Genomic DNA, 24,047 nt, shown 5'->3' with positions numbered 1-24,047 from the left:
AAGCCCTTGGGTCATAGAGTGTAAGTGACATAGTGATTATGCGTGAAGGAAACGAAAGGAGGAGTCGCTTTGTCCCAAGAGAACCAATCGTGCCTACGCTTTTCCTTGGAGGAGTCTTTGTGGTTTAGAAAAGGACAGGAAGTCGAAGAGCTTATTTCCATCTCTTTAGACCCGGACATTACCATCCAGGAAAACGACCAGTACGTAACCATAAGAGGTTCGCTCGAACTTACAGGCGAATATAAAAGTTACGAAACTAACAGTGAAAACGAAGAAGAAGGTGTAACATCACAAAAGTTTGTGGAAAGGGTCGATACCCGCGAGGAAGGAACCTGTGAATTTACCCACCGATTCCCTGTCGACATCACCATCCCAAATAATCGGATTCAGAGTATTTACGATATTGATGTTCTCGTTGAATCGTTTGACTATTCGATTCCTGAACGCAGCTGCCTGAAGCTGGCAGCAGAACTAACGATTAGCGGCTTATATTCGACCGAACAACAACCACCGCAGGAAGAGGCCGCTGAAATTGAGGTTGTCCATCGTGCTGAACCTGAATATGAAGATGTGGAAGAAGTAGAAGTTGAATTGGAAACAGTCCAAAGCAGCTACCAGGATAACTTCTTATTTGAAGCTGAGGCTAGGAAGCAGCAAGAGGAAGAAGAGAGTGTAGAAGTTTTACCTAAATTTCCGACCTTCAATTACCAGCCGCAGGAAGAAATTGAAGAAGAGGAACACGAACCTACATGGGAGTTACAGGAAGCAAGAAATGTAGAGAGCCAGCCATCATGGGAGTTTCAAGAGGCCAGTAATCAAGAAAACGAACCCGCAGTAGATTTACAAGAAGTTAGAAATGAAGGGTACCATTCATCCTGGGATATAGAAGAAGTAAAAAGTGAAGAGAGCCAGCCAGCATGGTATTTCCAGGAAGCAAGAAGTGAGCCCAGCCAGCCAGTGCAAGAGCAAGCGGGCGGTGTGGAAGCAGAGCAACACCCAACAGGTCAGGTTGAAGAGGAAGTAAGTCAGGTAGAAGAGAGCTCTTCCTCCCCAGAGGAACCACCAAAAAATGTAAAAAAGAAAAAAGCAGCCAAAAAGAAAAGTATGACGTTAACCGAGTTCTTTGCTCGGAAGGATGAACATGCGGAGCAAGCTAGAGTTAAGATTTGCATCGTCCAAAAGGGCGATACCGTGAGCAGCGTAGCAGATCGATATGATGTATCCGTACAAAACCTCCTTCGCGTTAACAATCTTGAAATCAATCAAGATGTATACGAGGGCCAAGTATTATATATTCCTAGCAGCTTTGCAAAAAAATAACTAAAAGAGATGAGCGGGTTCTTTTGACCTGCTCACCTTCTTTTCATAATCGTAATATCGTCCATCAAGCGGGCGGTTACGCTTTTCCAATGGAAAGAGAGTTGAAAGATCACATGAATAACTCCAATCATCTAGCCGCAATAGCCCCAATCTTAAAACATTATCTTGTTGAACCTCAGTTTGTAGAGGATTTTGGCAGCGTCCTCAAGGTTTATTCCAATAAAGGAACCTTTGCATTAAAAAAAATTGACCCGACGACCGGCACCGATTTCATACGACATGTCCATCTTCTCTACCAAAAAGGATTTAACCGTATCGTTCCAATTTATCCTACCATGGACGGCAGGTATGCAATTTTACATGAAAATGACCTCTATTACTTAATGCCATGGATGTCAAATGAACAAAAAGAAGACCGTGAGCACAGAAATCAACAGCTGTTTCGTGAACTAGCCCGCCTTCATACACTATCCGCCAAGGAAATTACCTTGGACAAAGAAGAAAGAACAGAGCACTATGAAAAGACTCTTCAACAGCATGAAAAACATCAGGAATTCCTCGATGGCTTCATTGATGAATGTGAAAAAAAGACCTACATGTCGCCTTTCGAATTGTTATTCTGTCTCTATTACAATGAAATCAGCCAAGCGCTGAAATTCTCGAAAACCAAATTTGAAGAATGGTATGAAAAAACGAAAGACAATGAAAAGGCCCGCATGGTGATTACTCATGGAAAATTGTCACCCGAGCATTTTTTATATGATGATAAAGGGTATGGTTATTTTATTAACTTTGAGAATGCTCGCTATGGTTCACCGATCCATGACCTCCTGCCCTATTTATCACGAGCTTTAAATACCAATCCAAAACGAAGCGATACAGCCATCGATTGGGTCTATCATTATTTTAAATACTTTCCGTTTAAAGCGGATGAAAAATTATTATTCTTCAGCTACTTGGCGCTTCCGATTCCAATTATCCAGGTAGCAGAAAGCTACTATCGGAAAGAGCGTCCCAAAAACGAGTTAAAATATGTACGCCAGCTGCAGCACCGCTACTGGCATTTGAAAAACTCCGAGTATGTTGTCATGAGAATGACCGAGATTGATGCGCAATCAGCAGCAAAAGAAGGAGCCCAGCAGCAGTAAACTTGCTACAAGGGCTCCTTATACGATTTCAAAATAGATCGACACAGCAATCGCCACAAATAACGTTAATAACACGATATCAAAGAATGTAGGAATAATCAGTGTTCGAATAAATTGGAAGACCACAAATGGAATAACTAATTGCGCTGCCACCCTCCGACAAGTACGAAACCAGGGTTGGTATTTAAATTTATTGAAATTCCTCTTCACCAAAAACCCCCCCTTTTTTATTTTCTTTATGTATATTCCACATGAGCGGAGAATTCTCCAAAAAAGAAGCATATAGTATAAAAAATAAAAAAAGTGGTTATCATTATTGACGTCAAACCCTTTTTTTCGGTAGTATAACAATATAATTTAATTAATAAGCTACGACAGGGAAGAGTACGATGCCAATCTGCTTTATAGAGAGGGAAATTATGAGCTGGAAGATTTCCTAAGCAGACAGTCGGAAGGTCGCCCACGAGCTTCTTCTGCGAACGGATTATAAGAATCCTATTAGTTGGAGACGGACAAAATCCGTTATCTACATAAGTGCCAATCAGTTTTTTTGATTGGAAAAAAGGTGGTACCGCGAAGCAAACTCCATTCGTCCTTTTATGACGATTGGGGTTTTTTATGTGGAAAAGGAATCAAAGGAGGATTTTACAATGGAAACAAAGGAACTAACAATGCCTACTAAATATGACCCGCAAACGATTGAAAAAGGTCGATATGAATGGTGGCTGCAAGGGAAGTTTTTCGAAGCAAAAGATGATGAAAGTAAGCAGCCATACACGGTTGTTATTCCACCGCCAAACGTAACAGGGAAACTTCATTTAGGTCATGCCTGGGATACAACGCTGCAAGATATCGTGACCCGTATGAAGCGGATGCAGGGCTATGATGTGCTTTGGTTACCGGGGATGGACCATGCGGGGATTGCTACCCAAGCAAAGGTAGAAGAAAAACTTCGCAGTGAAGGCAAAAGCCGCTACGATTTAGGCAGAGAAAAATTCGTTGAGGAAACATGGAAGTGGAAGGAAGAGTATGCTTCTCATATCCGTCAGCAATGGTCGAAACTAGGATTAGGCTTAGATTACAGCCGCGAGCGCTTTACGCTTGATGAAGGCTTATCAGATGCTGTTAAAGAGGTGTTTGTTACCCTTTATAAAAAAGGCCTCATTTACCGCGGCGAATATATTATTAACTGGGATCCGTCCACCAAAACAGCACTATCAGATATCGAAGTAATTTATAAAGATGTTCAAGGTGCCTTTTATCATATGAGCTATCCGCTTGCCGATGGTTCAGGACATATTGAGGTGGCGACAACCCGTCCCGAAACAATGCTAGGCGATACGGCTGTTGCTGTTCATCCGGAAGATGACCGCTATAAGCACCTCATTGGTAAAAACGTCATTCTGCCAATCGTTGGCCGCGAAATTCCAATTGTGGCTGATGATTATGTCGATATGGAATTTGGATCTGGAGCGGTTAAAATTACACCTGCCCATGACCCGAACGACTTTGAACTTGGTAATCGTCATAACTTAGAACGGATTCTTGTTATGAACGAAGATGGCTCGATGAATGATAAAGCCGGCAAATATAAAGGTTTAGACCGTTTCGAATGCCGCAAGCAAATCGTGAAAGATTTGCAGGAACAAGGTGTTCTTTTCAAAATTGAAGAGCATCCACATTCCGTAGGTCACTCTGAGCGAAGCGGTGCAGTGGTTGAACCGTATCTTTCCACCCAATGGTTTGTTAAAATGCAGCCGCTCGCAGATGAAGCGATTGCCCTGCAAGATAAAGAAGCGAAAGTAAACTTTGTTCCAGACCGCTTTGAAAAAACGTACCTGCGCTGGATGGAAAATATCCGCGACTGGTGTATTTCAAGACAGCTTTGGTGGGGTCACCGGATCCCGGCTTGGTACCACAAGCAAACAGGTGAGGTATATGTGGGAACAGAAGCACCTGCAGATGCGGAGAACTGGGAACAGGATAAAGATGTTTTAGATACTTGGTTCAGTTCGGCATTATGGCCGTTCTCAACGATGGGCTGGCCAAATACAGAAGCAGCTGATTTCAAGCGTTACTTCCCAACCGACGTGTTAGTAACTGGCTATGATATTATCTTCTTCTGGGTATCCCGTATGATTTTCCAAAGCATCGAGTTTACCGGCGAGCGTCCATTTAAAGATGTCCTCATCCATGGTCTCGTTCGGGATGAGCAAGGCCGTAAAATGAGTAAATCCCTTGGAAACGGCGTAGACCCGATGGATGTTATCGAAAAATACGGTGCTGATGCGTTAAGATATTTCCTTTCAACTGGAAGTTCTCCGGGTCAAGACTTACGTTTCAGTTTTGAAAAAGTAGAGTCCACATGGAACTTTGCCAATAAAATTTGGAATGCGTCCCGCTTTGCGTTAATGAATATGGACGGCATGACCTATGATGAAATTGATTTCAGCGGCGAAAAATCAGTTGCCGACAAATGGATTTTAACACGCTTAAATGAAACGATTGAACATGTGACACGACTTTCTGACCGCTATGAATTCGGTGAAGTAGGCCGTGCATTGTACAACTTTATCTGGGATGACTTCTGTGACTGGTATATTGAAATGGCGAAACTTCCGTTATATGGCGAAGATGAAGCAGCTAAGAAAACCACTCGTTCCATTCTAGCTCATGTATTGGATCAAACGATGCGATTGTTACATCCATTCATGCCATTTATCACCGAGGAAATTTGGCAAAACCTTCCACACCAAGGTGATTCCATTACGACAGCGAAGTGGCCGGAAGTAGATCCAGCTCTTTCTGATGACCAAGCAGCCCAAGAAATGAAATTACTCATGGAAATGATTCGTTCTGTACGAAATATTCGTGCGGAAGTAAACACTCCAATGAGCAAGAAAATCAAAATGCTCGTCAAAGCGAAGGATGAAACAGTTCTTACATCGCTTGAGAATAACCGCAGCTATATTGAACGTTTCTGTAATCCTGAAGAATTGCAAATGGGTGTGGAACTTGAAACGCCTGAAAAAGCCATGACAGCCGTTATAACTGGCGTTGAAATCATCCTGCCGCTTGCGGGCTTGATTAACATCGACGAAGAAATTGCTCGTCTACAAAAAGAATTCGACCGCTTAAATAAAGAAGTGGAACGAGTTCAGAAGAAATTGAGTAATGAAGGCTTCATGAAAAAAGCCCCTGAGAATGTTGTAGCTGAAGAGCGGGCAAAAGAAAGTGATTATCGTGAGAAGAGAGCGATCGTAGAAGCTCGAATTAAAGAATTAAGAGGGTAAACTAAATGATGAGGCGAGTCCAGCAATGGAGTCGTCTCATCTTATTACACATACAAAAAAGATGGGGTGTCACGGATGTTTACTACATATAAAGAAGCCCTAGAATGGATCCATGCTCGGTTAAGACTAGGGATCAAGCCAGGTTTAAAGCGGATGGAATGGATGATGGAAAGACTCGGCCATCCCGAAACAAAAATGAAGACCGTTCATATTGGCGGGACCAATGGTAAAGGGTCTACAGTTACCTATCTTCGTTCCATTCTTGAAGCAGGGGGGTATACGGTCGGAACCTTTACCTCCCCTTATATTGAACAGTTTAACGAACGAATTAGTGTCAATGGCAAAGCAATTAGCGATGAGGAACTGCTTCAGATAACAAATATCATTCGCCCATTAGCAGATGAATTAGAAGAAACGGACCTAGGCGGCCCAACGGAGTTTGAAGTGATTACCGCCATGGCGTTTCATTATTTCGCAAGTTTGAACAAGGTTGACATCGTTATTTTTGAAGTAGGATTAGGCGGTCGCTTTGATTCAACCAACATTATCCAACCGTTAGCTTCCATCATTACGAATATCGGTCTTGATCACACCAATATCCTCGGAGATACATATGAGGAAATTGCTTTTGAAAAAGCAGGGATTATTAAAAAGAGTACCGCCCTTTTCACAGCTGTTAAACATCTAGGTGCGCTCAAGGTCATCGAGGAACAAGCTCAAAAGAAAGAGGCACCCGTATATCGCTTAGATCAGGAAATTTTGATAAGCGGTCATAATTCCTTAGGTAAGGGCGAAGTGTTTAACGTTTCCACTCCATTTCATACACTCGACCAGCTGGAAATCAGCATGATGGGCAAGCATCAAACGGAAAATGCCGCTCTTGCTGTAATAGCAGCCCAATTTTTACATCAAAAGGGCGAGTTTATCTTAACTGAACAAGCGATTCGAGCAGGACTAAAGAAGGCATATTGGCCAGGTAGATTTGAAATGCTGTCGGAAAGTCCACTGGTCATCATTGACGGGGCCCATAATGAGGAAGGGATTACAGCTCTTACACATGAACTATCCACTCGATATCCCAATCGCCATATCCAGATTGTCTTTGCTGCATTAACGGATAAAAAGCTGGACGAGATGATTGGGAAACTCGATAGAATTGCTTCCCAAATTACTTTTGTTAGCTTTGATTTTCCCCGCGCAGCGAAAGCAGAGGAATTACTGAAAATCAGTCGGTCAGCCAACAAACTCGCCGTGGATGACTGGGGTTCGTATCTTGCAGAAGAAATAAAAACACTGGATAACGACAACATATTAGTTATAACAGGGTCACTTTATTTTATTTCAGAAGTAAAACCATTTTTATACCAGTTTTTGAAAAATAAGAAAATTTCTTTATGACAAGATATTTTTTCGATGGTAAAATAATTTTATCTCGATAAAAATCGAAAGCGGAGGATAAGCATGAAGGTAAATCCATACATCAAGAATTCGATTTTTCTACTTTGGATTTTAATGGTTCCAGCTGGAACTTGGTTCACCTATAAGACTTATCCTCCACAAATCTCCGGGCAGTGGATGGATATCCTTGCCTTTTTGCTGTTAACCTGTGTGGTGGCAACCATGCCGATTGTCATAAATAATAGGTTTATTTTCTTAATTCAATGGGTTGCGCTTGCTGCCTTTTTAAGATTCGGTTTATTTGTGGAAATCATTTTTGCACAAATAGCCGTTCTTGTTTTACTACTCAAGTTACGGATCCTTCGCAAAGGGGAATTATTCCGATTACCGCTTAACTTGAATATGTTTTTCCTCGTTTCCTTGACCAGCGGACTGGTCTACCTCGGGCTTGGTGGAGAGGTAGGTCAAAATTTTACAGAAAACTCTAATTACTTATGGCTAGCGATGTTATATGCAGTGGTTAGTTATGCGATGAATCAAATCATTGTCTCCATCAATCTATATTTTATTTATAAAAGCAAAGAATCCTATTTCGGAAAGGATTTTATTGTTGAGACGATAACCACTTTCATCACCTTTCCGATTGGGTTTGTACTGTATATCCTTTATAATCAAGTCGGCGGTTTAGCCCTGTTGTTTGTGGGGATTCCTTTTGTCAGTCTATCTATGATTTTCAGACTTTATTATTCTAGTGAAAAGATCAACGGTTATTTACAAAAGGCTGCCGAAATCGGACATCAAATGGCCGAGCGCTTAAATGTCGTTGATGTTGTTGAGTTATTGATTCAAAAAGTCAGTGAAATGCTTCCAGTGGATTATGCCTATATCCTTGAAGTAACGAAGAATGATGAACTTCAAGTCATTCGGAAACTGGAAGATGGCATGCCTAATAGTTTACCACCTGTAGAGAAATATGAAGGAATTATCGGGATGGTTTGGGGCGAGCAAAAGACGTTCTTATACACAGCAAAGAAAGAGTGGCAGAAATATTCAAACGGCCATTTACCTGATGATGCAGAAAGTATCCTGGGTGTACCCATACTTCGAAGCAAAAAAGTCATTGGCGTGTTATTACTAGCTTCCAAACGAAAGCGGGCATTTGAGAAGTTCCAATTGATGATTATCGATATCCTTTGTTCTCATTTTGCTGTTGCCATTGAAAATGCCAAGCATTATGAAATGACAAAAATTCAAAGTGAACGCTGCTCATTAACCAAACTATATAATTATCGTTATTTTGAAAATCTACTAACTGAGGAATTTGAAAAATTAACCCGATTTGAACGTCGAACACTATCGTTAATTATTCTGGATATCGACCATTTTAAACAAGTCAATGATACGTATGGTCACCAAAGCGGCAATGAAATTCTGTTTGAGCTTGCCTGCCGACTAAGTAAGTTGGTAGGTGGCCGTGGTACGGTGGCAAGATATGGCGGGGAAGAATTCGTTGTACTTCTGCCTGATACACCCAAAGAAGAGGCATACGAAATGGCTGAACAAATTAGGCAAATGATTTCCAATTGGCCATTTACCATCAAACAATCTTTTGATTTAGAAAAAACACAGCAGAAAGTCATGATTACCGCATCAATTGGGGTAGCGACAGCACCTGAGAATGCCGAAGATGCGTTGGCTTTGATCCGGCATGCGGATCGGGCACTTTATGTGGGCGCAAAGAGGGCTGGGAGGAATCGGGTGGCGGAGTATTCTTCGTGTTAAAAAAGGTGTGACTGTAGTTGTCTTTACAACTACGGTCACACCTTTTTATCGTGTTAATTATAATCAACGCTATTTATGATGGTATTTACATTGTCTCCCCATTTAATATTAAATTCAGGCGGTATAAGACTTCCACATTCCCTAGTAAAAGTATTAAGATCAACGGTATATTCAGTTTTTATTGAACCTTTTTCCCACACTTTACCTAACACATATAATTTACTAGTTGAGTCGACATCAACCTTTTTAGCTGCTAAATTTCCATTTACACACATCTTTGAGGAAGATAGAATGTTTAAATTATTATCAATCGTTGCGCTCTTATAGTTCGCATCAGTTGTTGGAGCATCTGCACCTCCAACAAAAACAAAAGAATGATCCGCAAGTTCTAAATGTTGATTAACATACAATGTTTTATTCACTAGAATTTTTGATGTTCCACTTATCTTTACATTCTGCATAAATTTAGCGCTGTCTTTTGTTTCTATAATTACATTTGAAGCGCTATTCATGTTTTTGTTATTTATAAATGCACCATCAGAGTGGATTTTTACATTTGTTATATTATTTTCGTTGCCATTTCCATCAAAAGTGAGTGCACCTGTAGTGTAAATTGTTTGGTTATCTCTAATGTTATTATTACCAGTAAAATTACCATTACCGTTTATATAAACATTGTCACAATCTAACGTTGTACAATCTGATGTTGATGTTGGTTTAACCGTATCAAATTTTGGCATTGCGTATGTGTTACTGGTATCAATTGTTCTTTGATCAATGATTGAAGCAAAGTCTATAGTCATTTTTGTAAAAAGAGTGGTTTCTTTTGAGTTATCATTTCCGATAACATTAAAACTAATAATTACTTTACTCGAGCTCGGGTCAGGATCTGAAGTAACAATATAATTACTCATACGATATGGAGAATTCGTAGGAGTTGAAATGATTTTGCCTTGTAGCACTTCTGCCATTTTTTTAGCAGCTTCGTTTTTAAATTTATTTTCATCCTGAAGCAAAGGTCTATCCCTTATATAATCACTTACAGTTTGTTGTTGAGATTCAAATGTTTTTTGAATTTCCACCTGGTAATTCGAAATCCCCGCTTCAGCTGCAGCAACCGAACGAGATTTTTTCTCAACCACCTGATTTTGTTTCACACTGCTAAATGCCTGCCCCATGAAGGAGAGGAATACAACCATAAAAACGGTAATGATCAATAATACGGTTACAAGGGCATATCCTTGTTCATTCTTCATTAAATTCTTCATTGATAATCCGCACCCTTCATTCGATAAAGAAATGTATCTTGAGTTATACTGTTTTGTGGATTATTTTTATCACTTGCATTAATTTTTAAAGAAACGTCATTTAAAGAGCCATCATTTAATTTATTATTGGGTTTTACTGTTTTTGGCCCAGAGCCTGACACAGTATTGATTTCAAGAATTTTAAAACAAATCGTAGGATGATTAAATATTTGCGTTTGCTTAGGATTAGTTTTTAGGTTTGTAACTTTAATTTCACAGTTTTCACTTTTTATTTCGTATTCGATCAGTGTTTGATGTACTTTTTTTAAATTTGTAATTAATAGATTGGTTTCTTGAATCATCGCGTTTTTAGAAATTGCCTTTTGCGAAAAATTATAGCCTTGAAAAAAAACACTCCAGGCAATAATACCTACAAAGGAAAGAATGGATAGGGTAACAAGTACTTCAATTAATGTGAAACCATTTTCAGTTCTCTTCATATATCTCATTTCCTATCTTTTAACATATCCGAATGTTTCAGTAATGACATGTCTATTCTTTTTATCTATCAATTGAACAACAATCGAATGGATACTTGATAATCTTGAACTTGTTTCAGGAAATCTCTTAATTTTAATATTCACGTCATATGGATCTTTAGTCGTTTCAAAATAATAATAGGTTGGATCAGAGTAGAACCTATTATATGTCACTTTTGAATCAGTCGGGGTAAAACCCACTGCTTGATCAGTCTTAACTAAAAACCATTTCACATCACTTGATTCTTGCCAATTAATAAGAACTTCTTTAGCAAGGTTTATAGCTTTTGCCTTATCTTGATTTTGATTATTCATAAGTCCCATTTGTGGGAAAAATCTCATAACGGATAAAAAGATAATTGAAAGAAGCACAATGGATACAAGAACCTCGATTAAAGTGACTCCTCTTTCATTGCGAATTAATTTCATTCTAATCATTCCTTAATGATAGCAAAATTAGTACAAATAGACGGAAAAATAATTAGGATTATCTACCTATAAAATTATTTTCCATCATCTTTTAAACAACTTAAAAGTATTATACAATATTTATTAGGCGAATTTTGTCTAATATTTGAAGAATTCTACAAAAAAATTAAATCATTTGAAGGAAAATGTAGTTTAATAGTATAAAATGACTAATTAAAAGGAGAGTGAAAGAATGCAATCAATTTTATGGGCCTTTAGTTCGGTGGTTATACTCACGTTAATAATATACTTGCTGCCATTAGGTTACACCTTAAAAGGGAAACTCCTTTTAGTATTAATTAGTTTTATTTTATCTCTTGGAGGACTGGCAGCCGTTTCAATCATTCCGTTGTGGGAGACGGCATTAATACTTTTAGCGCTCAGTTTTTTTGCAGCTTTCTTTATGAATAACCGGATGGGAACAGTTTTATTACCAAAAAATCCTCTATTAGAAGAACCAATGGATGTTGAATTTGAAGGCCGCAATTCTGATTACGAAATTGAAAATTTAAAAGATATTAATTTGGTGGAAATTAGCAATGAATTACCATTAGCTAATTCGTCCCATCTTAAAGTAGAAAAAGATCCTCAAGAATTGTCTGAAATTGTAGATGTACCTGTTAGTGAGCAGGAGCCAATTGATATGGATATCTCCTTTTTACTAGATAGAGATAATGAAGTAGTAGATGTAAAAACGCAAATTAATGATCAAGACATGGAAAATGACTATTTATCAGAAATTGAAAGTTTATTAGAGCTTGAATTAAGAACAGAGCAAGTGGATTCACATGTAATTGAATCGAAAGAAAAGGTAGTTCTACAAAAGTAACTAACAATAATTTCTATCTTAGTTTAATAGATGAAGTATATGTGGGTGTTTGAAGGGAGACAGAACTTTTGGGCAAAAATCAGCAAATGATCAAATTGTTTGTTGTTTTACTATTTAGTACAGCATTTATTTTTAGTTTTTCTCATTTTGGGGCAAAAGCATTTGAAAAAATGACAAATGCAGATGGAAAATTCTCTGATGGTACCACGGTCGGTGCTTTAGATGTTTCAGGAAAGACAGAAATGGAAGCTAAAGGTCTGTTAGAGGAAAAATACGTTGAATGGGTGAAACAGACAAAGATCCAACTTCAATATGGAGAAAAAACCGCTTCATTTGATTTAAACCAATTTCACCTAGATTCCGGAAAAACAATCAATTCAATTAAGGATGGGCAGAAAAATCCTGCCTATATTACGGTAGATAAATTAAAGGTTAAAGAGCAATTAGAACTATTATTTTCTCCAATTAAAACAAGTGATTTTGATATCAATAAGCTCACAGCGAGCTTAAATAAGACAGCTTCCTTATTCGAATCCGGTTTACAGACTTTGGACCTTCATAATGATTTCTTACTTGCAGGAAAAATTAAAAAGGATGCTGTCCTAAATTCTGTGATGATCTCAATGACAGATGTGCCGTTTGCTTTGAGAACGATCATTGATAAAAACCCAGAAATTGAAATTTCAGAAGGTGCGAGTTTTTCACTGTTAGATTTTGCGAATAAGCAAAAAATTGATGACCTAGACTCTTTAAACGTAATTGCCACAGGTATTTATCAAGCAATCTTACCTTCAAATTTCAAAATTCTAGAAAGAAACATTGGCAGCACGTTACCTGCATATTCGAAGTTAGGATATGAAGCGATGGTCAATCTACCTAAAAAGACCGATTTGATGATAGAAAATCCTAATAAATCAAAGTATAAACTAAAACTCCTCTTAGAAAATAAAGAATTGAAGGTTTCTTTGACGGGACAAGAATTTGTATATAAATATGAAATCAATACGAAAGAAAAACAAGATTTAGCATACAAGACAATCATTCAATATAGTCCGCTCCTGCTCCCAGGAAAATCAAAGGTCCAAACGGAGGGAAAAACAGGAGAAATTATTAAGGTTTTTCGGGATGTTTATCATGGTAACGAACTTCTTAAAAGTGAACTGATTTCAGAAGATTATTATCCTCCTTCATACCAGATTGAAGTCTACGGGCTAGCTGGCAGTGTACAAGCAGGTACTCCAACGACTGATACAACTGGGAATTCAGATAGCAGCGGTGACCAGACTACCGATTCATCAAATATGAATGGAAATCAAACATCAACAACAGATAATACCGAACAAAATTCTAACGATAATGACTTATGGGGCAAGCCAAATGAACAACCAAAATAAAAGCAGGGATGTAAAATGAGGCAATCACGAAAACGACTAGGAGATTTGTTAATTGAAGAAGGTTTAATTACTCCTGAGCAACTTCAAGCTACATTAGATGAAAAAAATGATTCTCAAAAACTTGGAGATGCCCTGTTACAAAAAGGATATTTAACAGAACAGCAATTAGTTGAGGTGCTTGAATATCAACTTGGTATTCCTCATGTCAGTTTGTTTCAATATCCATTTGATACCAATCTCTTTTCACTAATCACCAAAGAAACAGCCAAGAGAAATTTAATCATCCCTTTGAAAAGGGATGGAAATAAGCTTTTCGTGGCAATGGCGAATCCAATGGATTTTATCGTGATTGATGATTTGCGGTTGTCGACCGGATTTCATATTGAACCGGCCATTTCTACGAAGGATGATATTCTCCGGACTATAAATAAATATTATGATGTCGATGATGGACTCGATGAATTACTTGATGAACTTCCATTAAATGATCGAGACAGAAATGAAGACGTAACAGATCAGAATTCTCCGATTGTTCGATTAGTGAATCAGATATTGACCAATGCAGTGATTCATCGGGCCAGTGACATTCATATCGATCCACAAGAGACAAAGGTGGTAGTCCGTTATCGAATTGATGGTGTTCTTAGGAATGAACGAATTCTCCCGCGTAATATGCAAAGTGTATTAACGGCAAGAATAAAAATCATGTCTAATCTTGATATTACTGAGCATAGGGTACCGCAGGATGGTCGAATCAAGCTGAATCTCGACTTTCATCCGGTTGATCTACGTGTCTCAACATTGCCAACTGTTTATGGTGAGAAGATTGTTATGCGGATTTTGGATATGGGATCCACACTAAATGATTTGAACAAGCTTGGTTTCAATTCCTTAAATCTGAAGAGATTCAATGAGATGATTGAAAAACCAACGGGGATTGTCCTTATAACAGGGCCAACAGGATCAGGGAAGTCCTCAACCCTTTATGCTGCACTTAATAAGCTTAACAGTGAAGCAGTTAACATCATTACCGTCGAGGACCCGGTTGAATATCAATTGGAAGGGATTAATCAAATTCAGGTTAACCCGAATGTAGGGATGACCTTTGCGGCGGGACTTCGGTCGATTTTACGTCAAGACCCAAATATTATTATGGTTGGGGAAATCCGTGATAAAGAAACGGCTGAAGTGGCAATTCGAGCTTCATTAACGGGACACTTGGTTTTAAGTACTCTCCATACGAATGATTCAATTGGGACAGTTACCCGTCTGATTGATATGGGCGTCGAACCATTTTTACTCGCTTCATCACTTAGCGGGATTGTTGCCCAGCGGCTAGTCCGAAAAGTGTGTCGTGATTGTGCGGAGGTTCAAGAGCCATCGAAGCGTGAAATCGAGATTTTTGCCAAGCGCGGAATGAAGATTGACAAAATTACTAGAGGAAAAGGTTGTTCCTCATGCAGCATGACGGGCTATAAAGGCAGGCTTGCACTTCATGAAGTGCTGGTTATAAATGACGAAATGAGCCGGGCAATGATGAACGGTGAATCGTTTCAAAAGATGAAGGAATTGGCAAATAAGAATAAAACGATCTTTTTATTGGATGATGGATTATTAAAAATAAAACAAGGTTTAACGACAACCGAAGAAGTTTTAAAAGTAGCTATTCTGGAGTAGGAGAGCATGAAGATGAAAGAAAAAATTGACGCTATATTACGAGCTGCCATTGAATATAAAGCCTCAGATGTTCATTTAACGGTCGGTGTTCCCCCTGTGATGCGTATAAATGGTGACTTAAGAAGATATGGAACCGATAAAATCATGCCAGATGACACCGAAGGTATGGCTAAAGCGATTATTCCTGAAGGATTGTGGGATCTATTTAAGGAAAAAGGAGAATTGGATTTCTCCTATGGTGTTCCTGGTGTATCCAGATTTCGTGTCAATGCCTATCATCAGCGGAAAAGTGTTTCAATTGCCTTAAGGACAGTCGCATCCAAAACACCAACAATTGAAGAACTAGATTTACCAGATATCATTTCTAAGCTGGTTGAGAAGCCACAGGGCTTAATTCTCGTAACGGGACCAACAGGAAGCGGGAAGTCAACGACTCTAGCATCGATGATTGATTATATGAATCGAACGATGCGAAAGCACATCATTACCTTAGAAGACCCGATCGAATATCTACATCGCCATGGGAGTTCGATTATTGATCAGCGGGAAGTTGGTTTCGATACCAATAACTACGCAAGTGGCTTAAAGGCGGCACTCCGTCAAGATCCAGATGTGATTCTAGTTGGGGAGATGCGTGACATCGAGACAATGTCAATCGCGATAACAGCGGCTGAAACAGGTCACCTAGTTTTAGGGACACTTCATACATCAAGTGCACCGACCACCATTAACCGAATCATTGATGTATTCCCGCCGGCACAGCAGCCACAAATACGTGTACAGTTAGCTTCTGTATTAGTTGGGGTTATTTCTCAGCGGTTATTTCCGACTACTGATAAAAAAGGCCGGAAAGCGGCAACTGAAATATTAGTAAATAACGCTGCCATCGCCAACCTAATTAGAAATGAAAAAATCCATCAAATCCAAAGTACAATGCAAACGTCCCGCGCCCAAGGAATGCATACGCTTGAAATGAGTATCAGAGACCTATTGGATCGAAACGTAATCCAAAGGGATGCTGCTTCTCAATACTTGCATGAAAAGATGATGATGAATGGCTAGATTTAAATACAGCGGGCGGGATCGTAAAGGAAAACGGCAAGGCACTCTTAACGCAGGTTCTAAGCGGGAAGCGATGGAAAAGTTGAAAGAAGAGGGTATTAGGGTAATTGAAATGACTCAAGTACCTGAGACCCTTATGACTAAAGACCTAACGCTTGGAACTCCAGTGAAACTGCAGGATTTTGTCATTTATTTAAGACAATTTTCGACTTTAATTAAAGCTGGGGTCACGGTTGTCGAAGCAACCTCGATTTTAGCCCATCAAACTGAGAGCAAAGCATTAAAGAAAGCCCTGCTGGATGTGGAACAGGAGATGAGGGAAGGGAATCCTCTTTCTGAAGCTGTGTCTAAGCACAAGAAAATCTTTAATCAAATGTTTATTAACCTTGTTAAAGCAGGGGAAGTCAGCGGTAATTTAGATGAGACGCTTGATCGTTTGGCTGAGCATTTTGAAAAGCAACATTATACACGTCAAAAGATTGTTTCTGCGCTTTCTTATCCGATAGCGGTTGGAATTATTGCAATTATAGTAGTTATTTTCTTATTAGTGGCCGTAGTCCCTACATTTGTTTCTATGTTTGATGATATGGGCGGCGAACTGCCTGCAATCACCAAGTTTGTCCTGTCAGCAAGTAGTTTTATGCAGTCTTTTTGGTGGATTGTTATATTGTTCATTTTTGCTGTTGTCTTTTTAATTACCTATATTAAGAAAAGTAATCAAACTAAATATTATTTTGATTATTTTTTGTTAAAGATGCCGATATTCGGTAATTTGCTTCAAAAAGCGGCACTGGCAAGGATGATGCGAACTCTCAGCTCATTGTTCTCAAGTTCAGTTCCCATTCTACAAGCGATGTCGATTGTAGAAAAAGTCGTTGAAAACGAAGTACTAGCAAAGGTCATTCGAGAGTCACGGGATTCATTAGAGAAAGGGCGTTCCATGACAGAACCAATGGAAAGACACTGGGCGTTTCCCCCGTTAGTAACACAAATGATTGCCATCGGTGAAGAAACTGGGGCTTTGGACGCAATGCTATCAAAAATTGCTGAATTCTATGAGAAAGAAGTAGAGAATGGCACAGATCGGTTAAAATCGTTAATTGAGCCATTAATGATAGTCTTTTTGGCAGGGTTAGTAGGAACTATAGTCACCTCCATCATGGTACCAATGTTTAGCATGTTCGACCAATTTCAACAAATGAATCAATAATAGACAAGAAAACCAAAATTCTGAGAAAATAGGACAAAGTACCTTAAAATTCTCTTTTCATTTCTATGTCTATTAATGTATACTACAAGAGACAATATTACTAGGTTAATAGAACCATATAGGGAGATGAAATTAATGCGTCAAATGTTAAAAAATAGGCTAAAAGATCAAAAAGGATTTACATTAATTGAATTACTTGCAGTTATCGTTATTTTAGGGATTATTGCAGCGATTGCAATACCATCTGTTTTAGGATTAATTGATAATTCTAAAAAAGATGCACATGCTGCAAATGCTGACCAATTAGTTTCTTCTGCAAAACTTGCAGTTGCAAATGATGCTTCATTACAAACTGATACAAAATATATAACATTGGGGTATTTGGAGCAAACCAAATATATTGAAGAAATCAAGGACCCCGACAGTAATGCTGCTTATGTTACTACCCCAGAATCTAAACCAACTTTACCTGCAACTGAAGCTGCTGCTGTAGCAGAGAAAGGTTTTGTAACAGTAGTTAATGGAAAAGTGACAGCTGTATTTCTTATGGGAAGTAAAAGAGGTGTAGGTGCCACTGGTGAAACCCCTGTAAATTTAACTACTACGAAAGAAATTACAAGAGATAACGTTAAAGATAAACCAGCTAGCTAAAGATGATTTATATCCTATTAGTCTTGTATGGTATTACATTTGGCTCTTTTTATAATGTAGTTGGTCTCAGGGTTCCTTTAAAGCAATCAATTGTTTCACCGCGTTCATCTTGTCCAACATGCGGGCATCAATTAAAACCCTATGAACTTATTCCAGTAATTTCATATTTGCTTCAAGGAGGAAAATGCCGCGGCTGCAAGTCGCGGATTTCTCCTATCTATCCAATTTTTGAATTGCTTACTGGTTTACTATTTATGACAGCTCCTTTAGTTATCGGGTGGTCAGGAGAATTAGGAGTTGCTCTAACGCTAATCTCAATGTTTATGATTATCGTAGTTTCAGATATTCACTATATGCTCATCCCTGATAAAATTCTAATCTGGTTTGCAGGGATTTTTTTATTGGAACGGATTCTTTGGCCGTTAAACCCATGGTGGGACAGCCTTTTGGGTGCCGTAACGGGATTTATACTTCTCCTTCTCATCGCTGTTGTCAGCAAAGGTGGAATGGGAGGCGGGGATGTTAAGCTGTATGCCGTACTTGGATTGGTATTAGGGTTTAAACTAGTCCTTTTATCCTTCTTTCTTTCGACATTGTTTGGCGCTGTTATTGGCGGATTGGCATTGCTTCTTAAAATTGTGAACAGGCGTCAGCCAATTCCATTCGGACCGTTTATTGCAGCTGGAACCTTAACCGCCTATTATTGGGGAACGGATTTAATTAATTTGTATAAACATTTCCTTAACCAAGGATTTTAAATAAGGGGTTTTTTACATGGCTTTTTCCCTTTTTACACCTAAAAACCGAATAATCAATCTGGTTTTGAATGATCATTCTATTCGCTTGCTAGAGTTAAAACAGGCAAATCCACCTTCTGCTCAGAGATGGAACGAGCGTTTTCTTCCCCCAGGTATTATCAGTGATGGGAAAATTACCGATATAGATTCCTTATCAAACATCCTGGAGGAGTGTATTGATGAATGGAAAATTCAAAGACGGCAAATTCGCTTTCTAGTACCTGATCCCCTTGTAATCATCCGGAAAGTTTCAATTCCATCTGAAATTCAAGATGATGAAATTCAGGGATATTTGTATCTAGAACTAGGGTCAAGTATTCACTTACCGTTTGAAGAACCCGTCTTTGACTTTTACCCATTAGAAAGTGATGGAAAAACTCGGGATTTACTTTTATTTGTAGCACCGGAACAGCAGGTAATGGAGTATGCAAACTTACTTTCTAAGCTGAAGCTTAACCCGATTGCCGCAGATATTTCTCCACTTGCACTGTACCGATTGTATCATCAACTTGATAATACCAGTGCTAATGAGGTAATATTCTCTGTCCAATTTGATTTGACCAGTGTTAACCTTTGTATTTTTGAAAAAAATGTGCCGCTTGTTATGCGTCAATTTCCTTTACCGTTTAATGTAGATATTTGGGATGTCAAGAAAGACTTGACAGGCAAATTGGTATTTAAGTATACCGGTGAGGCGGAAGAGTTAGTGATTCAGTTTGAGGATATATTTAGAGAGATTAGTAAATTAAGCGACTTCTACCGATATACACTTAACAATGAAAAAAGTGATATTACAAAGTTTTTACTGAACGGTGATCATCCGATGCTTCAAGCAATTTATGATGAAATGATTGAGAGATTGGATGTCCCTGTGGATAAGATTTCTCTTGAATCTGATTCTAAAGGAAAAAAAGAAAAACTACCTCCTAGTCAATTACTGTCTTTAGGACTGGCATTAAAAGGGGTGCAATAATGTTAGTAGAAATTAACCTGCTTCCCCAAAAGGAACCGAAAAAGATCGGCTTTATCATTACTTTATCTAGTTTAGTGGTATTGCTGATACTTGTTGGTGCATTTTACCTCTGGCAAACTAATGCTGTCAAAAATGAAATGGCATCATTAGATAGACAAATTACGATGACAGAGAGGATTACTAATAATGAAAATAAAAGTACAGAAACAGCTTCTGCTACTAGCTCTGTTAGTCAATTAAAGAGTGCGATTGAATGGGCTAATGAATATCCAATTCAGACGCTTCCTGTCATGCGTCATCTGACATCATTGTTACCTGAGCGTGGCTTTATTCAGAACTTTGCCTACACGGAGGCTGGGACTATATCATTAACAGTTCAATTTGATAGTGCAAGAGAAGCTGCGTACTTTTTAGATAATCTTAATGAATCAAAATGGATTGAAGAATCGAGTTTGAGTTCGTTAACAGCTGCAGCGACTGAACAATCGACAAGCGACAGTACAGCTGCATCAACGAGTCAAACGAATCCATCGAATTCTTCAACAGATTCAACAACCCAAACAACGGCACAAACAAATCAATCAGACACGAAACAAACGGGGACCAATTCGAATTCAATTACCAATTCTAGCGGTCAAACAAATTCAACATCTGGAACAACTGGTGAGCAAACAACTGCCACTACTTCGACACCAAATACAAATTCGACCAATACCTCTAAGACTGCAGCCAGCAGTACAACGGGTAAGAAAGAAAAGGATAATATCCTTCCGCGCTATACCGGTCAATTTGAATTAAAGTTGAATAAAGAAGTGGTAAAGAAAAATACGCAAAAGAGCAAGAACAATGAGGAAGGAGTGACTAAATCATGAAACTCCGTTTCTCAAAAAAACAAGTCCTAATAATTGGTGCGGTCGCTCTTATACTGATATTATTCATTGTTTATGCTCAATTCTTTAAACTAGCTCCTTTAAAAACAGACTTAGATCTCAAGCAGCAGTCACTTGAGTCTGAACAAAAACTTTTAGAAATCGTTAGTCAAAAAAATGCAGAAGAAAATCAAAAAACTTCTGAAGGTACGAAGGAGTTACAGAAAAAGCTGCCTGTAAAGCCGTTGCAGGAACAGCTAATTTTAGACTTAGAGAAAGCAGAAACCATTTCAGATAGTAAGATTAGTTCGATGAGTTTTTCAAAAGACGTGGATGTGAGCACTGCTACTGCTGACCAATCAAATGCTGAAAATGCCAATGGTCAACAAACTACAACTGACACTTCACAAGCTGGAGCAACCCGGGACACAACGGCACAACAAGCAGCTTCTACCCAAACTGCGGGCATGAAAAAAATGACCATCTCATTGAGTGTTGAATCACCAAACTACAAGAAATTTGAAAAGTTTATTGAAACACTCGAATCATTGAAACGGATCATCGTGGTTGAATCAATCAGTTATTCAGGCGGCCAAGAGATCACAAGTTTAGATCAAGAAGATCAGCCGTTAACCTACAGTCTGACAATTTCTGCATTTTACATGCCAACTTTAGATGACTTAGCAGGAGAATTACCAAAAATCGATGCACCCAAACCAGCTGGCAAAGACAACCCACTAAGCCAATTCTCTGCCACAACTGACACACAGCCATAATTATCACCATGCCAAACTAATAAATAATTTGGCGAAAGTCTACGATAACAAGACGACAAAAGTCTTGTTATTTTTTTTTGTCTTTATGATAGGATGAAGCCAATGACTCATCGGAAGAGAGAGGAGTACGATTTCGTGGACAAGCCTAATAATGGCAATACAATTAAGATCAAATTAAATGGAGAAAACCCGCCCATTCAAGAAGTTCCTCCAAAAAATGAGGTTGAAACTAACAGTGATCCAATTCCAAGAGTAATAAAAATAAATTCCGAGCATACAGAATCAGAATCTGATGTTAATAGTGAGACGGCGGCATCCCAAGAATCGGTTGACGAAAGCTTTGATTGGATTATTCCTGAGTCCTCCGACAAAGACATTGGGGAGCTCAAAATTATACCGAGTCCAACGAGCAAAAAAACGTCCCTGCCGAAAATAACATCATTCACATCGAATATCAAAAAGAAAAATGGCCGTCCGTTAGGCTCCATCTTAATTTCTGCAGCATTCGCTATATTAATTGGAACAACAATTGGTGTTGTGATGCTGAAGTTAGTTATCACATCACCAACTGAAAAGACGGTGACAACAGTACCAACTGAGGTCACAGACAAGCCTGCCAGCAGCAATAAAACGAAAACAGCAGAAGCCAAAAATACTTCATCTGCCTCCATCTCCCAGTTAACGACCTATGTCATTCAAGGCGGTGTTTTTTCTTCAGATTCTGGAGCAAAAGCCACTTCAGATAATTTATCTTCGAAAAATGTTCCATCTCAAACAGTCGAAATGGATGGCAAGTATTTTTTATTTCTAGGGGTTGCAGATTCGATTGAAGGAGCAAAAGCCTTAGGAGCGCAGTATAAAGAAGACGGGATTGAAGATGTATTTGCAAAGCCATTGTTATTAGACGAAAAAAAGTTCTCTGGTATCACGGATAAAGAAAAGACTTTTTTAAAAGCAGTACCGACTATTTATAGAACGATCTCACTTACCACTTCAAATGCGCTTGTGACCAAGGAACTTTCCGAAGACGCAAGTAAAGTCCTTTCAGACATAGAAGCACCGTTAAAAACCGTTGTGAAAAACGAAAAGATAAAAGATCTAAAAGCAGAATTAGTTAGTGCAAATGAAAAAGTAAAGGCGTTTCAAGAATCAAAAGACATAAAAAATCTTAGTGACGCACAGCAGCATTTACTAAAATTCATGTCAGTATATTTTTCTAAGTAATCACTATCGACATTCCTCGATATTTTCCGGGAAATCAGAAAAGCGGAAGCGACCCGTTTAGCGAAGTACACTAGCCGCTGGAGCTAGATAGTAAATATGGCCTATCAAATTTTTGATAGGCTTTTTGCCTTCCAAAAAAATGAAAAACCACTGCATAATTTTACAAATTCCATCAAAATTTAATGATATAAAAATTGTTTGAGACTACAATTTCTGATAGGATTGAATTGTATCTCCCTAATACGTACCATAAAGGTAAGGTGATCGAATGCAGAACCTCATTTTAGCCTCTTCTTCTCCACGGCGAAAAGAACTTCTAGAAACTCTCCGTTTAACATTCGCGATCTCAAGTAGTGAAGTTGATGAAAGTTTTGACCCAGCTCTCGCTCCAAAAGATGTAGTAATGGAGTTAGCCGACCGGAAGGCACAGACTGTTTTTAAAGAAAACCAGGATGCCTTTGTGATTGGCTCGGACACCATTGTTGTTGCGAATAATCAAATCTTAGGAAAGCCCGCAGATGAAGCAGAAGCGTTTACCATGTTAAAAAGCTTGTCAGGTCGTCAGCATGAAGTTTTTACAGGTGTTTCAATTGTGTCAAAAACAGGGACAACAAAGTTTTATGAAAGAACAGAAGTTTGGTTTTGGGAGTTAACAGACGACTTAATACGGGCGTATGTAAAAAGTGGTGAACCGCTTGATAAAGCAGGTGCATATGGCATTCAGCAGCTCGGAAGTATGCTTGTCAAAAAAATAAATGGAGACTATTTTGCGGTTGTCGGACTGCCTGTTTCACGATTGGTAAGAGAATTGAAAAAGGCAGGCTACCAGTTGCCGTATTAAACTTTTTTGTTCATTAACTCCCTAAATAAGGGGAGGAAAAAAAGTGTCCACTAATACATTAATGATCCGTGATTTCCCTCAAGATGAAAGACCCAGGGAGCGGTTTGTTCAACATGGCCCACAAAGCTTATCCAATCATGAACTAATAGCTATTTTGCTGCGAACCGGAACAAAAGACGAATCGGTCCTGCAATTATCGAACCGGCTGTTAACTCATTTTGAAGGGTTACGTCTTTTAAAAGCAGCTACTTTAGAAGAAATGACCGAGATTAAAGGGATTGGTTCTGCCAAGGCCATCCAAATCCTCGCCGCCGTCGAAATTGGCAGAAGGATTTCAAACCTCGACTATAAGGACCGCTATGTCATCCGCTCCCCTGAAGACGGAGCAAAGTATGTCATGAATGATATGCGCTTTCTTTCACAAGAGCATTTTGTGTGTTTGTACTTAAACACAAAGAACCAGGTCATTCATAAACAAACTATTTTCATTGGCAGCTTAAATGCCTCAATCGTGCACCCAAGGGAGGTGGTGCGCCCATAAGGGCATTT

The 24,047-nt window shown here is 38.8% G+C and carries 21 protein-coding genes, 1 pseudogene and 1 other annotated feature; of the genes and pseudogenes, 18 read left to right on the top strand and 4 right to left on the bottom strand.

Annotation, left to right across the window (positions count from 1 at the left end):
• Window positions 1–42: 42 nt before the first annotated feature.
• Entirely contained in the window at window positions 43–1,320 is a 1,278-nt protein-coding gene (gene spoVID / locus COJ96_RS13955) for a stage VI sporulation protein D (RefSeq protein WP_257148523.1), read from the top strand.
• Window positions 1,321–1,433: 113 nt separating this feature from the next.
• Window positions 1,434–2,468: a spore coat protein YsxE gene (gene ysxE / locus COJ96_RS13950; protein ID WP_098574601.1), complete on the top strand. Its 1,035-nt coding sequence runs from the start codon at window positions 1,434–1,436 to the stop codon at window positions 2,466–2,468.
• 18 nt (window positions 2,469–2,486) lie between these two features.
• Here the strand turns inward: ysxE and COJ96_RS13945 are convergent, their stop codons facing one another.
• Window positions 2,487–2,678 (bottom strand): hypothetical protein, encoded by a 192-nt coding sequence (locus tag COJ96_RS13945; RefSeq protein ID WP_098574244.1) that lies wholly within the window; start codon window positions 2,676–2,678, stop codon window positions 2,487–2,489.
• 152 nt (window positions 2,679–2,830) lie between these two features.
• Window positions 2,831–3,068: a binding site (T-box leader), on the top strand.
• A 50-nt stretch (window positions 3,069–3,118) separates the two neighbouring features.
• Here COJ96_RS13945 and COJ96_RS13940 point away from each other — a divergent pair.
• The 3 genes from COJ96_RS13940 to COJ96_RS13930 all read left to right on the top strand — a co-directional run bounded on the left by COJ96_RS13940 (window position 3,119) and on the right by COJ96_RS13930 (window position 8,941).
• Window positions 3,119–5,761, top strand: coding sequence for a valine--tRNA ligase (locus tag COJ96_RS13940; protein ID WP_098574600.1), 2,643 nt, complete (start codon window positions 3,119–3,121; stop codon window positions 5,759–5,761).
• A gap of 75 nt (window positions 5,762–5,836) precedes the next feature.
• Window positions 5,837–7,159: a bifunctional folylpolyglutamate synthase/dihydrofolate synthase gene (locus tag COJ96_RS13935; protein WP_098574242.1), complete on the top strand. Its 1,323-nt coding sequence runs from the start codon at window positions 5,837–5,839 to the stop codon at window positions 7,157–7,159.
• A gap of 63 nt (window positions 7,160–7,222) precedes the next feature.
• Window positions 7,223–8,941 carry a sensor domain-containing diguanylate cyclase gene (locus COJ96_RS13930; RefSeq protein WP_098574240.1) on the top strand — a complete coding sequence of 573 codons (1,719 nt, stop codon included), beginning with the start codon at window positions 7,223–7,225 and terminating at the stop codon, window positions 8,939–8,941.
• Window positions 8,942–8,994: 53 nt separating this feature from the next.
• On the opposite strand, the gene COJ96_RS13925 is transcribed toward COJ96_RS13930, so the two are convergent.
• The 3 genes from COJ96_RS13925 to COJ96_RS13915 are packed head-to-tail and all read right to left on the bottom strand — an operon-like array spanning window position 8,995 to window position 11,156.
• Window positions 8,995–10,209, bottom strand: coding sequence for a type II secretion system protein (locus COJ96_RS13925; RefSeq protein ID WP_098574238.1), 1,215 nt, complete (start codon window positions 10,207–10,209; stop codon window positions 8,995–8,997).
• Window positions 10,206–10,688, bottom strand: coding sequence for a prepilin-type N-terminal cleavage/methylation domain-containing protein (locus COJ96_RS13920; protein ID WP_180230118.1), 483 nt, complete (start codon window positions 10,686–10,688; stop codon window positions 10,206–10,208). Before COJ96_RS13920 ends, COJ96_RS13925 begins: the two co-directional genes overlap by 4 nt.
• Window positions 10,689–10,700: 12 nt before the next feature.
• Window positions 10,701–11,156 carry a type IV pilus modification PilV family protein gene (locus COJ96_RS13915; RefSeq protein WP_180230117.1) on the bottom strand — a complete coding sequence of 152 codons (456 nt, stop codon included), beginning with the start codon at window positions 11,154–11,156 and terminating at the stop codon, window positions 10,701–10,703.
• 232 nt (window positions 11,157–11,388) lie between these two features.
• Here COJ96_RS13915 and COJ96_RS13910 point away from each other — a divergent pair, with 232 nt between their 5' ends.
• The 13 genes and pseudogenes from COJ96_RS13910 to COJ96_RS13850 all read left to right on the top strand — a co-directional run.
• The gene (locus COJ96_RS13910) at window positions 11,389–12,024 is read left to right on the top strand and encodes a hypothetical protein (protein WP_098574231.1); all 636 of its coding nucleotides are present in this window, start codon (window positions 11,389–11,391) and stop codon (window positions 12,022–12,024) included.
• 68 nt (window positions 12,025–12,092) lie between these two features.
• Complete coding sequence (locus tag COJ96_RS13905) at window positions 12,093–13,418, top strand: G5 domain-containing protein (protein ID WP_098574229.1); 1,326 nt, start codon at window positions 12,093–12,095, stop codon at window positions 13,416–13,418.
• A 15-nt stretch (window positions 13,419–13,433) separates the two neighbouring features.
• A complete protein-coding gene (locus COJ96_RS13900) occupies window positions 13,434–15,095 on the top strand; it encodes a GspE/PulE family protein (protein ID WP_098574227.1) in 1,662 nt (553 codons plus the stop codon).
• A gap of 12 nt (window positions 15,096–15,107) precedes the next feature.
• The gene (locus tag COJ96_RS13895; protein WP_098574225.1) at window positions 15,108–16,157 is read left to right on the top strand and encodes a type IV pilus twitching motility protein PilT; all 1,050 of its coding nucleotides are present in this window, start codon (window positions 15,108–15,110) and stop codon (window positions 16,155–16,157) included.
• Window positions 16,150–17,367: a type II secretion system F family protein gene (locus COJ96_RS13890; RefSeq protein ID WP_098574223.1), complete on the top strand. Its 1,218-nt coding sequence runs from the start codon at window positions 16,150–16,152 to the stop codon at window positions 17,365–17,367. The genes COJ96_RS13895 and COJ96_RS13890 overlap by 8 nt, the downstream gene beginning before the upstream one ends.
• A gap of 135 nt (window positions 17,368–17,502) precedes the next feature.
• Window positions 17,503–18,018, top strand: coding sequence for a prepilin-type N-terminal cleavage/methylation domain-containing protein (locus COJ96_RS29485; protein WP_373561698.1), 516 nt, complete (start codon window positions 17,503–17,505; stop codon window positions 18,016–18,018).
• Between the two features lie 2 nt (window positions 18,019–18,020).
• Complete coding sequence (locus COJ96_RS13880) at window positions 18,021–18,776, top strand: prepilin peptidase (protein ID WP_098574221.1); 756 nt, start codon at window positions 18,021–18,023, stop codon at window positions 18,774–18,776.
• A 16-nt stretch (window positions 18,777–18,792) separates the two neighbouring features.
• Entirely contained in the window at window positions 18,793–19,788 is a 996-nt protein-coding gene (gene pilM / locus COJ96_RS13875; RefSeq protein ID WP_098574219.1) for a type IV pilus biogenesis protein PilM, read from the top strand.
• A complete protein-coding gene (locus COJ96_RS13870) occupies window positions 19,788–20,660 on the top strand; it encodes a PilN domain-containing protein (RefSeq protein WP_098574217.1) in 873 nt (290 codons plus the stop codon). The genes pilM and COJ96_RS13870 overlap by 1 nt, the downstream gene beginning before the upstream one ends.
• Window positions 20,657–21,433, top strand: coding sequence for a pilus assembly protein PilO (locus COJ96_RS13865; protein ID WP_098574214.1), 777 nt, complete (start codon window positions 20,657–20,659; stop codon window positions 21,431–21,433). Before COJ96_RS13870 ends, COJ96_RS13865 begins: the two co-directional genes overlap by 4 nt.
• Before the next feature lie 102 nt (window positions 21,434–21,535).
• Entirely contained in the window at window positions 21,536–22,657 is a 1,122-nt protein-coding gene (locus COJ96_RS13860; protein ID WP_142333005.1) for a hypothetical protein, read from the top strand.
• Window positions 22,658–22,925: 268 nt separating this feature from the next.
• The gene (locus COJ96_RS13855) at window positions 22,926–23,498 is read left to right on the top strand and encodes a Maf family protein (RefSeq protein ID WP_098574210.1); all 573 of its coding nucleotides are present in this window, start codon (window positions 22,926–22,928) and stop codon (window positions 23,496–23,498) included.
• 61 nt (window positions 23,499–23,559) lie between these two features.
• Window positions 23,560–24,033, top strand: a pseudogene (locus COJ96_RS13850) (JAB domain-containing protein); the annotation flags it as partial.
• Between the last annotated feature and the right edge of the window lie 14 nt (window positions 24,034–24,047).

The organism is Bacillus sp. AFS073361 (assembly GCF_002567005.1).
In the GTDB taxonomy this organism is placed as follows: domain Bacteria; phylum Bacillota; class Bacilli; order Bacillales; family Cytobacillaceae; genus Neobacillus.
This window is presented reverse-complemented; position numbering and strand designations above follow the sequence as displayed.

Bases quoted from the DNA above. Each gene is read 5' to 3' on its own strand.
- COJ96_RS13880 (WP_098574221.1), top strand. From the start codon at position 18,021: ATGATTTATATCCTATTAGTCTTGTATGGTATTACATTTGGCTCTTTT.
- COJ96_RS29485 (WP_373561698.1), top strand. From the start codon at position 17,503: ATGCGTCAAATGTTAAAAAATAGGCTAAAAGATCAAAAAGGATTTACA.
- ysxE (WP_098574601.1), top strand. From the start codon at position 1,434: ATGAATAACTCCAATCATCTAGCCGCAATAGCCCCAATCTTAAAACAT.
- COJ96_RS13935 (WP_098574242.1), top strand. From the start codon at position 5,837: ATGTTTACTACATATAAAGAAGCCCTAGAATGGATCCATGCTCGGTTA.
- COJ96_RS13895 (WP_098574225.1), top strand. From the start codon at position 15,108: ATGAAAGAAAAAATTGACGCTATATTACGAGCTGCCATTGAATATAAA.
- COJ96_RS13910 (WP_098574231.1), top strand. From the start codon at position 11,389: ATGCAATCAATTTTATGGGCCTTTAGTTCGGTGGTTATACTCACGTTA.
- COJ96_RS13925 (WP_098574238.1), bottom strand. From the start codon at position 10,209: ATGAAGAATTTAATGAAGAATGAACAAGGATATGCCCTTGTAACCGTA.
- COJ96_RS13900 (WP_098574227.1), top strand. From the start codon at position 13,434: ATGAGGCAATCACGAAAACGACTAGGAGATTTGTTAATTGAAGAAGGT.
- COJ96_RS13865 (WP_098574214.1), top strand. From the start codon at position 20,657: ATGAAACTCCGTTTCTCAAAAAAACAAGTCCTAATAATTGGTGCGGTC.
- COJ96_RS13930 (WP_098574240.1), top strand. From the start codon at position 7,223: ATGAAGGTAAATCCATACATCAAGAATTCGATTTTTCTACTTTGGATT.
- COJ96_RS13870 (WP_098574217.1), top strand. From the start codon at position 19,788: ATGTTAGTAGAAATTAACCTGCTTCCCCAAAAGGAACCGAAAAAGATC.
- COJ96_RS13855 (WP_098574210.1), top strand. From the start codon at position 22,926: ATGCAGAACCTCATTTTAGCCTCTTCTTCTCCACGGCGAAAAGAACTT.
- COJ96_RS13860 (WP_142333005.1), top strand. From the start codon at position 21,536: ATGACTCATCGGAAGAGAGAGGAGTACGATTTCGTGGACAAGCCTAAT.
- COJ96_RS13940 (WP_098574600.1), top strand. From the start codon at position 3,119: ATGGAAACAAAGGAACTAACAATGCCTACTAAATATGACCCGCAAACG.
- COJ96_RS13920 (WP_180230118.1), bottom strand. From the start codon at position 10,688: ATGAAGAGAACTGAAAATGGTTTCACATTAATTGAAGTACTTGTTACC.
- COJ96_RS13890 (WP_098574223.1), top strand. From the start codon at position 16,150: ATGGCTAGATTTAAATACAGCGGGCGGGATCGTAAAGGAAAACGGCAA.
- COJ96_RS13915 (WP_180230117.1), bottom strand. From the start codon at position 11,156: ATGAAATTAATTCGCAATGAAAGAGGAGTCACTTTAATCGAGGTTCTT.
- pilM (WP_098574219.1), top strand. From the start codon at position 18,793: ATGGCTTTTTCCCTTTTTACACCTAAAAACCGAATAATCAATCTGGTT.